The organism is Bradyrhizobium sp. CCBAU 51745, assembly GCF_028128715.1.
In the GTDB taxonomy this organism is placed as follows: Bacteria; Pseudomonadota; Alphaproteobacteria; order Rhizobiales; family Xanthobacteraceae; genus Bradyrhizobium; species Bradyrhizobium manausense.
Genome location: NZ_LBJP01000084.1, coordinates 146,422 through 159,685 on the forward strand (window position 1 = coordinate 146,422; position 13,264 = coordinate 159,685).

At 64.0% G+C, this 13,264-nt stretch carries 16 protein-coding genes; 6 read left to right on the top strand and 10 right to left on the bottom strand.

The features are described from left to right. Positions 1–73: 73 nt before the first annotated feature. From hisF to hisB, 5 genes are all read right to left on the bottom strand, one after another. Positions 74–847 carry an imidazole glycerol phosphate synthase subunit HisF gene (gene hisF, locus XH98_RS25270; protein ID WP_057752035.1) on the bottom strand — a complete coding sequence of 258 codons (774 nt, stop codon included), beginning with the start codon at positions 845–847 and terminating at the stop codon, positions 74–76. Positions 848–850: 3 nt separating this feature from the next. After that, complete coding sequence (gene hisA, locus XH98_RS25275) at positions 851–1,588, bottom strand: 1-(5-phosphoribosyl)-5-[(5-phosphoribosylamino)methylideneamino]imidazole-4-carboxamide isomerase (protein ID WP_271620244.1); 738 nt, start codon at positions 1,586–1,588, stop codon at positions 851–853. Beyond that, a complete protein-coding gene (gene hisH / locus XH98_RS25280; RefSeq protein ID WP_271620245.1) occupies positions 1,585–2,235 on the bottom strand; it encodes an imidazole glycerol phosphate synthase subunit HisH in 651 nt (216 codons plus the stop codon). Before hisH ends, hisA begins: the two co-directional genes overlap by 4 nt. Beyond that, positions 2,232–2,765 carry a DUF2628 domain-containing protein gene (locus tag XH98_RS25285; RefSeq protein WP_271620246.1) on the bottom strand — a complete coding sequence of 178 codons (534 nt, stop codon included), beginning with the start codon at positions 2,763–2,765 and terminating at the stop codon, positions 2,232–2,234. Before XH98_RS25285 ends, hisH begins: the two co-directional genes overlap by 4 nt. 67 nt (positions 2,766–2,832) lie before the next feature. Beyond that, positions 2,833–3,426: an imidazoleglycerol-phosphate dehydratase HisB gene (hisB, locus tag XH98_RS25290; protein ID WP_271620247.1), complete on the bottom strand. Its 594-nt coding sequence runs from the start codon at positions 3,424–3,426 to the stop codon at positions 2,833–2,835. 190 nt (positions 3,427–3,616) lie between these two features. Between hisB and hslV the strand changes: the two genes are divergently transcribed. From hslV to XH98_RS25315, 5 genes are all read left to right on the top strand, one after another. After that, a complete protein-coding gene (gene hslV, locus XH98_RS25295; protein WP_057752020.1) occupies positions 3,617–4,177 on the top strand; it encodes an ATP-dependent protease subunit HslV in 561 nt (186 codons plus the stop codon). Positions 4,178–4,180: 3 nt separating this feature from the next. Then, positions 4,181–4,666: a GNAT family N-acetyltransferase gene (locus XH98_RS25300; protein ID WP_271620248.1), complete on the top strand. Its 486-nt coding sequence runs from the start codon at positions 4,181–4,183 to the stop codon at positions 4,664–4,666. After that, complete coding sequence (locus tag XH98_RS25305) at positions 4,663–5,268, top strand: DUF2585 domain-containing protein (protein ID WP_271600228.1); 606 nt, start codon at positions 4,663–4,665, stop codon at positions 5,266–5,268. The genes XH98_RS25300 and XH98_RS25305 overlap by 4 nt, the downstream gene beginning before the upstream one ends. Before the next feature lie 52 nt (positions 5,269–5,320). Next, positions 5,321–6,625, top strand: coding sequence for an ATP-dependent protease ATPase subunit HslU (hslU, locus tag XH98_RS25310; RefSeq protein WP_057752011.1), 1,305 nt, complete (start codon positions 5,321–5,323; stop codon positions 6,623–6,625). Positions 6,626–6,813: 188 nt separating this feature from the next. Next, a complete protein-coding gene (locus tag XH98_RS25315; RefSeq protein WP_271620281.1) occupies positions 6,814–7,938 on the top strand; it encodes a hypothetical protein in 1,125 nt (374 codons plus the stop codon). A gap of 212 nt (positions 7,939–8,150) precedes the next feature. On the opposite strand, the gene XH98_RS25320 is transcribed toward XH98_RS25315, so the two are convergent. From XH98_RS25320 to XH98_RS25330, 3 genes are read right to left on the bottom strand one after another with little or no spacing between them, the layout of a single operon-like run. Next, entirely contained in the window at positions 8,151–8,753 is a 603-nt protein-coding gene (locus XH98_RS25320; protein ID WP_271620249.1) for a Smr/MutS family protein, read from the bottom strand. Continuing rightward, positions 8,750–10,294 (bottom strand): murein transglycosylase A, encoded by a 1,545-nt coding sequence (locus XH98_RS25325; RefSeq protein ID WP_271620250.1) that lies wholly within the window; start codon positions 10,292–10,294, stop codon positions 8,750–8,752. Before XH98_RS25325 ends, XH98_RS25320 begins: the two co-directional genes overlap by 4 nt. Then, complete coding sequence (locus XH98_RS25330) at positions 10,272–10,976, bottom strand: Tim44/TimA family putative adaptor protein (RefSeq protein ID WP_057752362.1); 705 nt, start codon at positions 10,974–10,976, stop codon at positions 10,272–10,274. The genes XH98_RS25325 and XH98_RS25330 overlap by 23 nt, the downstream gene beginning before the upstream one ends. A gap of 426 nt (positions 10,977–11,402) precedes the next feature. Between XH98_RS25330 and secB the strand changes: the two genes are divergently transcribed. Continuing rightward, positions 11,403–11,888, top strand: a complete 486-nt coding sequence (secB, locus tag XH98_RS25335; protein WP_057752001.1) for a protein-export chaperone SecB — start codon at positions 11,403–11,405, stop codon at positions 11,886–11,888. A 9-nt stretch (positions 11,889–11,897) separates the two neighbouring features. Here secB and dnaQ read toward each other — a convergent pair whose 3' ends face one another. Together dnaQ and coaE are read right to left on the bottom strand one after the other, a co-directional pair. Beyond that, the gene (gene dnaQ / locus XH98_RS25340) at positions 11,898–12,614 is read right to left on the bottom strand and encodes a DNA polymerase III subunit epsilon (RefSeq protein ID WP_057751998.1); all 717 of its coding nucleotides are present in this window, start codon (positions 12,612–12,614) and stop codon (positions 11,898–11,900) included. A 41-nt stretch (positions 12,615–12,655) separates the two neighbouring features. After that, positions 12,656–13,255: a dephospho-CoA kinase gene (gene coaE / locus XH98_RS25345; RefSeq protein ID WP_271620251.1), complete on the bottom strand. Its 600-nt coding sequence runs from the start codon at positions 13,253–13,255 to the stop codon at positions 12,656–12,658. Between the last annotated feature and the right edge of the window lie 9 nt (positions 13,256–13,264).

Sequence of the window (13,264 nt, forward strand, 5' to 3'; positions counted from 1 at the left end):
ATACTCAGAAACAGCTCCGGCCAGACAGGCCTTTTCCCATCGGCCTGTGTAGCATTTTTACCAAGGAGAGTCGTCAGGCATCCATGCGCATGGGCAAGCCTCGCCGCGCCATGTGCTCCTTGGCTTCACGAATGGTGAATTCCCCGAAATGGAAGATGGAGGCGGCCAGCACGGCCGTGGCGTGGCCGTCGCGAATACCGTCGACGAGGTGATCGAGATTGCCGACGCCGCCCGAGGCGATTACGGGAACAGGAACGCTGTCGGCTATCGCCCGGGTCAGCGGGATGTCAAACCCCTGCCTGGTACCGTCGCGGTCCATCGAGGTGAGCAAAATTTCACCAGCGCCGAGCGAGACCACTTCCTGGGCATATTCGATGGCGTCGATGCCGGTCGAGTTGCGGCCGCCATGGGTAAAGATTTCCCAGCGGTCGCCGCCGGGGCGCTTGACCCGCTTGGCGTCGATCGCGACCACGACGCACTGCTCGCCGAATTTTTCGGCGGCTTCCTTGACGAACTCGCGCCGCGACACCGCGGCGCTGTTGATCGAGACCTTGTCCGCGCCGGCGCGCAGCAGCGTCTTGATGTCGTTGACCTCGCGCACGCCACCGCCGACGGTGACGGGCATGAAGCAGGCCTCGGCCGTGCGCCGGACCACATCCAGCATGATGCCGCGGTTCTCATGGGTCGCGGTGATATCGAGAAAGGTCAGCTCGTCGGCGCCGGCGGCGTCATAAGCGATCGCGGCTTCGACGGGGTCGCCGGCATCGCGCAAATCGACGAAGTTGACGCCCTTGACGACGCGGCCGTCCTTGACGTCGAGGCAGGGGATCACGCGCACCTTGAACATGTGTCAGCTCCTGCGCGCGTTGCGGATCAGGGCGAGGGCGGCGGCTGGATCGAGCCGGCCGTCGTAGAGCGCGCGGCCGGCGATCGCGCCGGCGAGCTTTTTCGCACGCGGCGTCAGCATGGCCTTGACGTCCTCGATCGAGGCGAGGCCGCCCGAGGCGATCACGGGAATCGAGATCGCATCCGCGAGCGCGATGGTCGCATCGAGGTTCAGGCCCTTGAGCAGGCCGTCGCGCGCGATATCGGTGAAGATGATGGCGGCGACGCCGGCATCCTCGAACCGCTGTGCGATCTCCAGCACTGTCACCTGTGAGGTCTCGGCCCAACCTTCGACGGCGACCTTGCCGTCGCGTGCGTCGAGGCCAACGGCGACGCGGCCGGGGAATTTCTTGGCCGCTGCCTTCACCAGCTCTGGATCGCGCACCGCGGCGGTGCCGATGATGACGCGGGTGATGCCTTTCTCGAGCCAGGCTTCGACGGTCGCGAGATCGCGAATGCCGCCGCCGAGCTGCACCGGGATCGGAATCGTCTTCAGCATCGTCTCGACGGCGTGCGCATTGACAGGCTTGCCGGCGAAGGCACCGTCGAGATCGACGACGTGGAGATACTCAAAACCCTGCGCAACGAAGCTCTGGGCTTGAGCTGCGGGATCGAGGTTGAAAACGGTCGCGCGCGCCATGTCGCCTTGCTCGAGGCGCACGCACTGACCGTTCTTGAGGTCGATGGCAGGAAAGAGAATCACGGTTTCCATCGCAAAAAATTCGAGATCAGGGCTAGCCCAAAGCGCTGGCTCTTCTCGGGGTGAAACTGCGTGCCGATGGCGGTGTCCTTGGCGACGATCGCGGTGACGGGCCCGCCGTAATCGGCGCGCGCGAGCACATCCGCTTCATTGGCCGCGTTGAGGTGGTAGGAATGCACGAAATAAGCGTGCTGCCCGTTCGGGCCGAGCGGCAGCTTGTCGAGCACCGGGTGCTCTTGCAGCAGATCGAGCGTGTTCCAGCCCATGTGCGGGATCTTCAGGCTCTCGTCACGCGGCGTGATCTTCTCGACGTCGCCGCCGATCCAGTTCAGGCCTTCGGTGACGACATGCTCCTTGCCGCGGCTCGCCATCAGCTGCATGCCGACGCAAATGCCGAAGAACGGCCGCGCCTTGACGCGCACCGCTTCGGTGATCGCCTCGACCATGCCGTTGACGGCATCGAGACCGCGCCGGCAATCGGCGAAGGCGCCGACACCAGGCAGCACCAGGCGATCGGCTTCATAGGCCTGATCGGGATCGCTGGTGACGAGGACTTTCTGCGGATTGTCCAGGCTGCGCGCGGCGCGCTCAAAGGCCTTGGCGGCGGAATGCAGATTCCCGGAACCGTAATCGATGATGGCGACGCTCATCGTGATGACCCTCCCGGTTCTGGAAACAATCCAATGATGCCGCCGGCCGGAAGCGGCGGCGGGTTCGAAAATGGCTGGCCCGCCACATTGCGGGTCGGCGGCGGGCCGCCGCGATCGACCGCCCATTGGTCGTTGACGATGCCCTGCTGCGACTTGCTCCAGCGCTCGAAGAACCGCCGCTCGGCGGTGTCTTGGTCAGCGGCGACGACGACGTCGAGCTGCCGCCACTTGCCGCGTGACAGGGTCCAGCGGCGCAGGCTCGAGGCTTCAAAGCCCATCAGCAGCGCGACGATGATGTTGGCGAGGAAGATCGAGCGGCGACCGACCCCGAGGCTGGATAGCCCCGCATCGAACGCGGCGAGGAAGACGATCCAGCCGATCAACGCCAGCCACAGCCTGTTCCAGGCCAGCCAGAACGGACCAAGGATCATCGCCCAGACATGGAAGCCGTCGCGCACGAACACGAACTTGTCGGTCGCGCGCAGATCGGCGCCGACGGGGAAGGGAGCATGAACTGTGTAGACAGGCATTTTCGATGCCCCGCTCTCGAGATGAAGTCGATGCCGCCGACGGCGCGTTGCCGCCAAGATGGAGAGGTCAGCCGCCAAGCGAGCCCTTGGTGGAGGGGACTTCGCCCGCCGCCTTGGGATCGATCGCAACCGCGGTGCGCAGCGCCCGCGCCAGGCCCTTGAAGCAGGACTCGGCGATATGGTGGCTGTTATCGCCATATAGGGTCTCGACGTGCAGAGTCACGCCGGCGTTGATGGCGAAGGCCTGGAACCACTCGCGCACCAGCTCGGTGTCGAACTCACCGATCTTGTGGCGGGGAAATTCCGCCTTGAACACCAGGAAGGGGCGGCCCGAGATGTCGATGACCACGCGCGTCAGCGTCTCGTCCATCGGCATGTGCACGCCGGCATAGCGGGTGATGCCCGCCATGTTGCCGAGCGCCTGCCTGACCGCCTGGCCGAGCGCGATGCCGGTGTCTTCAGTGGTATGGTGATAGTCGATGTGCAGGTCGCCAACCGCCTTGACCGTGAGGTCGATGCGGGAGTGGCGGGCGAGGAGATCGAGCATATGGTCGAAAAAGCCGATGCCAGTCGCGATATTGGCCACGCCTGATCCATCGAGGTTCACGGAGACCTCGATGTCGGTTTCCTTGGTCTTGCGCTTGATCGTCGCGGTGCGCATGGAAAATCGGTTTCCATTCTAGCTTTGAGCCGAAAACGCCAGTCTCTTAACAGCCAAATGACGCCTTCGCTACTGCGGGAACGGCTGGCCGGGCCTCTACTTCTGCCTATGGTGAGCAAATTTGGCCCGGAACGGCCCGTTGTGCGCCCGCTCCCGACCGCTTAAATCAGCCGGACAACGAGGGTCATTCATGCAGGATTCCCACAACAGCTCGCCGGTCTGGCACGGCACCACGATTTTGACGGTCCGCAAGGGCGGCAAGGTGGTGGTCGGCGGCGACGGCCAGGTCTCGATCGGCCAGACCGTGATCAAGTCAAACGCCAAAAAGGTGCGGAAACTCGGCAAGGGCGACGTGATCGGCGGCTTTGCCGGCGCCACAGCCGATGCCTTCACCCTGTTCGAGCGGCTTGAGAGCAAGCTGGAGCAATATCCGGGGCAATTGACCCGGGCCGCGGTCGAGCTCGCCAAGGACTGGCGCACCGATCGCTACCTCCGCCGGCTGGAGGCCATGATGATCGTGGCCGACAAGGACGTCTCTTTGGTGCTCACAGGCACCGGCGACGTGCTCGAGCCCGAGGCCGGCGTGATGGCCATCGGCTCCGGCGGCAATTACGCGCTGGCCGCGGCGAGGGCCCTTGTTGACACCGACAAGGACGCCGAGACCATCGTCCGCCGCTCCCTCGACATCGCCGCCGACATCTGCGTCTACACCAACCGCAACGTCACCATCGAAGCGCTGTCCACCGGTTAGGTCGTGGAGCCCAGCTACGCCTTCCACCCGCTGAGCGCGGCCGATTTGCCGCTGATCCGGCGATGGCTTGGCGAAGCGCATGTGCGGGAATGGTGGGGCGATCCGGGCGAGCAGTTTGCACTCGTCAGCGGCGATCTCGATGAACCGGCGATGGAGCAGTTCATCGTCTTGGCCGGCAACCGGCCGTTCGGCTATCTTCAATGCTATCGCCTGACCGCCTGGAATACGGGCTTCGGGCCACAGCCGGAGGGCACGCGTGGAATCGACCAGTTCATCGGCGTCAGCGACATGATCGGACGCGGCCATGGTTCGGCGTTCATCCGCCAATTTGTCGATGAGCAGTTCGGCAACGGCCTGCCGCGCATGGTCACCGATCCCGATCCGCTCAACCTGCGCGCCTTGCGCGCCTACGAGAAATCAGGCTTCGTCCGCGACCGCATGGTCGAGACGCCGGATGGCACCGCGCTGTTGATGGTGCGTGAGCCGTGACCCTGACGAGCACACGCGAGAGCAGGGCCGCACTGCCGCCGCTCGCCTTCCTCGGCATCGCGCTGCTGCTGCTGGCGCTGCAGGCCTCGATCTTGTTTGCGATGGGGCGCGTGCCGATCTGCACCTGCGGCTATGTCAAGCTGTGGCACGGCGTGGTGAACAGCTCGGAAAATTCCCAGCATATCGCCGACTGGTACAGTTTCTCGCACGTGCTGCACGGCTTCCTGTTCTACGGGCTGACGTGGCTGCTGTTTTCGCGGCATCTCAGCTGGCCGGCACGGCTGATCATCGCGATGCTGATCGAGGGCGCCTGGGAGATCGTCGAGAATTCGCCATTCATCATCGAGCGCTACCGCGCCGGCACGATCTCGCTGGATTATTACGGCGACAGCATCGTCAATTCGGTCTCGGACACGCTGTTCATGGCGCTGGGGTTCCTCACCGCACGCGTGCTTCCTGTTACCGCAACCGTCGCGCTCGGGCTCGCCTTCGAGCTCATGCTGGCGCTGCACATCAGGGACAATCTGACGCTCAACATCCTGATGCTGATCCATCCGATCGAGGCCGTGAAGCAATGGCAATCCGGTCCGCCGATCATCTGATGACCCAAAAAGCGGCTTGTCCCCGCCGGTTTCCGATCCTAGCTAAGGTGCCATGACAGATTTTTCCCCCCGCGAAATCGTATCCGAACTCGACCGTTTCATCGTCGGCCAGGGCGACGCCAAGCGCGCCGTCTCGATCGCGCTGCGCAACCGCTGGCGCCGGCAGCAGCTCACCGGCTCGCTGCGCGAAGAGGTGCTGCCCAAGAACATCCTGATGATCGGGCCCACCGGCGTCGGCAAAACCGAGATCGCGCGCCGTCTTGCCAGGCTTGCGAACGCGCCGTTCCTGAAGGTGGAAGCCACAAAATTCACCGAGGTCGGCTATGTCGGCCGCGACGTCGAGCAGATCGTGCGCGACCTCGTCGAGGTCGCGATCGCCCAGGTCCGGGAGAAGAAGCGCAAGGACGTGCAGGCCCGCGCCCAGCTCGCCGCCGAGGAGCGCGTGCTCGATGCGCTGGTCGGCGCCAATGCAAGCTCGGCGACGCGGGAATCCTTCCGCAAGAAGCTGCGCGCCGGCGAATTGAACGACAAGGAAATCGAGATCGAGACGCAGTCCTCAGGCGGCGGCATGCCGATGTTCGAGATCCCGGGCATGCCGGGCGCGCAGATGGGCGCCATCTCGATCGGCGACATCTTCGGCAAGCTGGGCGGCCGCAGCAAGACGCGGCGACTGACCGTCGAGGGCTCGCACGAGATTCTCGTCAACGAGGAATCCGACAAGCTGCTCGATACTGATCAGCTCACGCTGGAGGCGATCAGCGCGGTCGAGAACAACGGCATCGTCTTCCTCGACGAGATCGACAAGATCTGCGCCCGCGAAGGCCGCGCCGCCGGCGACGTCTCGCGCGAGGGCGTGCAGCGCGACCTGTTGCCGCTGATCGAGGGCACCACGGTCTCGACCAAGCATGGCGCGGTCAAGACCGACCACATCCTGTTCATCGCCTCCGGCGCCTTCCACGTCGCCAAGCCGTCGGACCTCTTGCCGGAGCTGCAGGGCCGCCTGCCGATCCGCGTCGAATTGCAGGCGCTGACCCGCGACGACATGCGCCGCATCCTGACCGAGCCCGAGGCCTCGCTGATCAAGCAATATGTCGCCTTGATGCAGACCGAGGGCGTGACGCTCGACATCACCGACAGCGCCATCGACGCGCTCGCCGACGTGGCGGTCGCCGTCAATTCCACCGTCGAGAATATCGGCGCGCGCAGGCTGCAGACCGTCATGGAGCGGGTGCTGGACGAGATCTCCTTCACCGCCCCCGACCGCAACGGCGAGACCATCAGGGTCGATGCCGATTTCGTGCAGAAGCACGTCGGTGACCTCGCCAGGAACGCCGACCTGAGCCGGTTCATTTTGTAATTCGGCAGGCCCGCGCTATCAATCGGTTGTCGTCCCTGCGAAAGCAGGGACCCATAACCACCGGCATTTCTTATTGGAAAAGATAGCGGCTCCGCTCTTGGCTCAAGCAACATCCTGTGGTTATGGGTCCCGGGTCGCGCTTCGCTTGCCCGGGACGACGGCGGAGCGTGGCGCGCCGCTGGTGCCACATGCTCGCTGACGTCAAGAAAAACCCCTGGCGGCTGCTGCTCGCGATCAACGCGGCCGTGATCATCGGTGTCTTCATTCACAAGGTGAAGCTGCCGCCTTACGTCCCCTACATCCATCTTGTCGTCGACTATCATTTCGGCTTCATCAAGCGCGCCCTGATCGGGGCGATCGTTGCGCTGTTCACCGCGAAGGTGCCGGTGTGGCTCGTGTTCGCGATCTCGGGAACGGCGTGGCTGGCGACGCTGGCGCTGTTCGTGCGGCTGTTTCAGAAGACGTTCGGCTTCACCGCGAAGACGCTGCCGCTGTTCGTCTTCATCGCCGGCTCGCCGTACTTCCTGAAGAATTTCATGCACACGCTCGGCCATTTCGACATCTATGGCTGTCTCTTCGCGCTGGTCCTGCTGCTGATGCCGGCGGGCTCATTGCTGTTCGTGGCGACGGCGGCATTGTTTTCGATCATCCTCGTGCTGATCCACCACATTCATCTCTTGATGTATGTGCCGACGATCATCACCATCGTCGTCATCAGGCATTATCTCTCGTACGGCATCACCAGAGCCAATGTCGCATTCGGCATCACGGCATTGCTCTGCATCAGCGCGCTGTTCTTCGCAGCGCAGTTCCTCGGCACCATGCCGGTCCCGCAGGCTGATTTCCTCGCCTATCTGAAGACCAGGATGGCCGATCCGTCACGCGAGGATCTGCTGCAATTCGCCTACATCTGGTACCAGCCGCTCTCGAAGGAAGTCTCCGACACCTGGGCCTGGCTGCCGCACAACAGTCTCGGCATTCCCGTGTTCGCACTGCTGTTCTGGCTGCACACGCCGCTGTGGCGCTATTTCGCCGGCCTGATCCGCGCCCTCGCGAGCGATCTCCACCGCCGCCTCGTCGTCGCGGCCCTGATCGGCGTCAGCCTCGCCTATCTCGTGATGTTCGCGATGGTGTTCGACTATTCACGCTGGATGTCGAATTGGGCGGTGTGCATGGTCCTGATCCTGCACGCCGTGAAGATGCTGCCAGCCAGGCACGAGACGCCGCTGATTCCGGCCGAGGACAGGAAGACAAACATCTTCGGCCTGATCATCACCCTGATCCCGCGCGTCGGGATCGTGAGGCCGTTCTGAAGGTGAACTCAATCGCAACCTCGGAGAAGGTGCGCCCCCTCTCCCGCTTGCGGGAGAGGGTTGGGGAGAGGGCTTTCTCCGCGAGCGAGAACCCCCGAGAGGAGAGAACCCTCACCCGCCGCGCGCGGGACGATGCTTTGCATCGCCCGGAGCGCGTCGGCCTTTCCCGCAAGCGGGAGAGGCAAGAGGAGCCAGGGCCCGGCTTGATTCCACTAATACCTCGCCCGCCGGATTCGCACATACAGCGCACCCTCGCCGCCATGGCCGATGCCGGCTTCCTCGAACCCGACCACGAAAGCGCGGAATTCAGGCAGGCTCAGCCATTCCGGCACTTGCCGACGCAGCACGCCGCTTTCGCCGCCGCTGCGGCCCTTGCCGGTGATCACAAGCACGAAGGTCAGGCCATCATGATGGGCACGATGCAGGAAGCCGGTCAGCGCGCGGTGGGCACGCGTCTGGGTCATGCCGTGCAGATCAAGCCGCGCCTCGATCTCGCTGCGGCCACGCGACAGTTTTGTGCGTTCGCGCTTGCCGAGCGGGGCGAGCGGCGGCAACGACGGTTTTGACGGCCGCGGGGCCGAGGCCGCAGCCAGGAGTCGCGGCGACAATGCTTGCTTGGCGACCGGCTTGGCGACCGGCGCCGCCGGCGAGGGTTCAGCGCGCGGCGCGGTGTGCAGCTTGGTCGCACGAGGCTTCCGCAGCGGCTTGACCTGCTTTGCGACGAGATCCCACAGCTCGCGATCTTCCTCGCTTAAGCCACGACGGCGCGGCGAGGGACGCGGATCCAGCACGGGCGGACGGGACGATCGCTTCATTGCTGGTGGGGACGGGTCTTCATGTGCCTGCGCGGTTCGCGGACAGGTTCTATCACAGGACGCGGCGCCGGAAGCGGCACCGGGCTCGCAACAGCGACAGTCTCGTCCTTGCCTGAGGTTGCGACGGACGCAACCGGCTTCGCCGCAGGTGCTTGCGGAAACAGTTTTGCGATCTTCTCCGACGGCCGCGGATCCGGCACCGGCAGCCTGGCCGCGCGCGTGGCGGGATCGAGGCTCTTCGGCACCAGCATGACGAAATGCATGGGGTGGCGCAGCCGTCCCGAGACACGGCCGGCTTCAAGCCCCGCACCAAAATAGAGATCCGCGCGGGCAGGCCCGATAATGGCGGAGCCGGTATCCTGCGCGATCATCAAACGATGGAACGGCGTCCTGGCGCGGTCGGACTCGATCGGCAGCTCGCCTTCGATGAAGAACGGCGTGCCATAGACATGCAGCGACTTGTCGACCGCGATCGAGCGGCCGGCGGTCAGCGGAATGCCTTGCGCCCCGACCGCCTCGTCCTTGTCGGACAGATTGACCTCGTGGAAGAAGATGTAGGAGCGGTTCTGCCGCCGCAGCTCCTTGGCGCCATCAGGGTTTTGCGCCATCCACTCCCTGATCTTCTGCATCGACATCTCTTCCTTCGGAATGATGCCGCGCTCGATCAGGATGCGCCCGACCGCCGTGTAGGGATAGCCGTTATAGGAATCGTAATTGAGCCGGATGGTCGAGCCGTCCTCGAACTTGATCCGCGCCGAGCCCTGGATCTGGGCGAACAAGAGATCCGTCGGGTCCTTCAGCCAGGCGATCTCCAGCCCGCGGCCGGCGATCTTGCCGTCCTCGATCTCGCCGCGGTCGTAATAGGGCACGAGCTTGCGGCGGCCGATCTTGCGATACACAGGCCCCTTGTTGGGCAGGTTGACGGAGGCCTGATTGAAGCCGCGCACGAACAGGTTGGAGGGTCGGCGATAGACCGGCACGTTGTAGATTTCGCTCTGCGTGCGCGATCCTTCCAGCACCGGCTCGTAATAGCCGGTGACGAAGCCATCGGGCTCGCCGAGGCGCGAGATGCGCAGCGGCGCAAAATTTTCTTCGAAGAAAGCCTTTGCGCTGGCATCGTCGCTCGGCTCGCGCGACTTGGCGGCGCGGCAGGGCTCGCTCAACGAGCCGCCGAGAGCCTTCACTTCAAGTGCTTTCGGTTCAGGAGCGCCGGTTTGTGCGTTGATCGAGCGGCAGCTGGCGCGAAAGGTCTTGTAGGCGGCGAGATGATCGTCATCGCTCCAGCCCTTCACGTCGGCCCAGGCCAGCGGCAGGTATTGCGCGCCGGGAATTTCGAACGGAAGCGGGAGCTGCGGATAGGGCAGTGCGCGCGGCGGGATCGCGGCCATTTCAGGGGCGCGATGATCACGATAGTGATGACTGCGGTAGTGGCGCCGCGCGGCCTCGGCGCCAAGCGAAAACGAAGCCAGCACGACGAGACCTGCGCAAAGCGCGGTCGCGCTGTTCTTCAGAAAGAGCTTAATTCGCGCTTCCGGTGCCAACCAACTTCCAGTTCGGATCGCGAGAGGTGGTGTCGCGGGCGAAAGTCCAGATGTCAGTGATGTCGGCGACCTTGTCGGGATTGCCATCGACGATGTTGCCGGCCTTGTCACGGGTGACCGAGATCATCTGCGAGACGAAACGCACGGTCAGCTGCGCCGTACGGTCGCGCAGCTCGGCGCCGACCAACTCGGCCTTGTCGATCGAGACGAAACGCGTCTCGGTTTTCTGCTCGTTCTTCTCGCGGTCCTTGATCGCAGCGTCGAAGCTTTCATAGACCTCCGACGAGAGCAGGTCGCGCAGCGAGCGGCGATCGCCATTGGCAAAGGCGAGCACGATCATCTCATAGGCGCCGCGGGCGCCGGACAGGAAGTGGCGCGGGTCGAAGGTGGAATCCCGCTCGACGATGGCGTCGAGACCCTGGGCCAGTGCGGTGCCCGGCTCGGTCAGGCCCTTCCAGCGGTCCGACGGCGGCGCCGGCTCGGCCGTCGGCGCCAGCGGCGGCTGATCGATCACCTTGCCCGGCATGGTCACGACGTTCTTGTCCGGAGCACCACCCAGCGCATTGCGGGCGGTGCGGTCGAACGGCGGGCGCTCGTTGCCCGTCCGCTGCCCCAGCACGCTACGCAGCCGCAGAAAAATAAAGACCGCCAGCGCAAGGAAGATGATGGTGTAGATGTCCACGTCGTATCGCTTTCTGGTCTTTACCCAAGTCTTTTGGGCCAAGGCTTCTTTGGGGTCGCTGCCGGGAAAATCAATCCGGCCAGTAGACCGTTCCATACCGGAACGGCAAGATGACATCACCCTTTTTGGCCCGCGCGTCTCGTCCGCGGGATGTAGGCACGAAATCTGGCCCGGCCAATGGCGCCTTTTGGCACAGCGGCAAGTGTAGCGCGTTTTATGCCGAAGGGGAAACCCGATCGTGGGGCGGAAATCGCGCATCTTCAAGCGTTTAACGTGCGATTTGGTGTCCAGGGCGGGTCCAGCGTCACTGTTGTGGGCGGAGCCCGGATCGACTCTCCGGGTGCCGTTCGTCCTTGTGGAATGAGGCGGCCCTATGTTAGCCAACCGCCGCGAAATTCAGCCCCAATCGGGTAAGGAGAGATTTTGATGACCAACGGTAACGGCACCCCTCCCGAGGCGGCCCAGGCTCCCCAGCTCAATGTGCTGGCGCAATATACCAAGGACCTGTCCTTCGAGAATCCGAACGCGCCGAGCTCGCTCCAGCAGCAGAGCCAGCCACCCCAGATCAATATCCAGATCAATGTCAGCGCCAACAACCTCAGCGAAACCGAATTCGAGGTGACGCTGTCGGTCGAAGGCAAGGCCGAGACCGCTGGCAAGGTGATGTTCTCGTTCGAGCTGGCCTATGCGGGCGTGTTCCGCATCGCAAACGTGCCGAAAGAGAATTTGCACCCGCTGGTGATGATCGAATGCCCGCGCCTGCTGTTCCCATTCGCCCGCGAGATCATTGCCACCGCCGTGCGCGACGGCGGGTTCCCGCCGCTGATGCTGGACCCGGTCGACTTCGTCGGTCTCTATCGCCAGAACATGGAGCGGCAAATGGCCGCTCAGCAACCGGCCGGTCAGGCCTGAGCTGTCGATCTAGCCAGCGGGAGAGGCGACTGGAGCGGCGAGATATTCGTTCCAGATCGCCTTTTCGCCCATTGTTGCGATGAAGGCCCGGTGGGCCTCGCGCTCGGCGTCTGACACCCGCGGCGCAAGGGCTACCGGCCGCTGCCGCCGCGGCGCATCGCCGGCGGTATTGACGCGAATTTCCTCGGTCTCCGACGCGAGCAGCAGCTGCGACTGCCGCGCTCCGACCAGATCGACGTAAACCTCAGCCAGAAGCTCGGAGTCGAGCAACGCGCCGTGCTTGGTGCGGTGTGAATTGTCGATCGAATAGCGCGAACAGAGATCGTCGAGCCGGTTCGACACGCCGGGATGCTTGCGCCGCGCCAGCAGCAGCGTATCGACCAGCCGCTCGCGCGGAATCGGCGCGCGCTTGATCCGGTCGAGCTCGGCATTGATGAAGCTGATGTCGAACGAAGCGTTGTGGATCACCAGCGGCGCATCGCCGATGAATGCCAGGAATTCGTCGGCAACCTCATGAAATAGCGGCTTGGTCGAGAGAAACTCGGACGACAGTCCATGCACCGCAAAGGCTTCCGCCGGCATGTCCCGCTCGGGGTTGATATAGACGTGATAGGTCTGCCCCGTCGGCATGCGGTTGAAGATCTCGACGCAGCCGATTTCGACCAGGCGATCGCCGCGCAGCGGATCGAGGCCGGTGGTTTCGGTATCGAGAACGATTTCACGCATGATTTTGAGATGCCGCGCAGGAAGCCGTAGAACTCGGCGAATCAGGTCCGCCGCTGCGGCATCTTAACGACCTCGGCCAGGATGTGCGTGATTTGCGCGCGCACCGGCTCAAGTCCGTCCGAGGTATCCACGACGAAATCTGCCCGCTTGCGCTTTTCGGCGTCGGGCATCTGCTTGGCGATAATGGCGTTGAGCTTGGCCTCGTCCATGGTTCCCCGCGCCAGCACGCGCTCGCGCTGGAGCTCCGGCGAGGTCGAGACCACGACGACGGCGTCGACCCGCTTCTCGCCGCCTGTCTCGAACAGCAGCGGGATATCGAGGACCACGACCGGCGCCTTGGCGGCCTCCGCATCGGCAAAAAATTTCTGCCTGGAAGCGCCGAGCATCGGATGGACGATCTGCTCGAGCTGCTTGATCGCGGCGGGATCGTGCACCACCCGTGCGGACAGTTTGGTCCTGTCGACCTTGCCGCCCGCGGTGGTGCCGGGGAAGGCGGCCTCGATCGCCGGCGCGGCCTCACCTTCATAGAGTTGATGGACAGCGGCATCGGCATCGTAGACGGGCACGCCCGCCTCCGCGAACAACTTTGCGGTGGTGGATTTACCCATCCCGATCGAGCCGGTTAGTCCCAGGATCCGCATCAGCGCGCA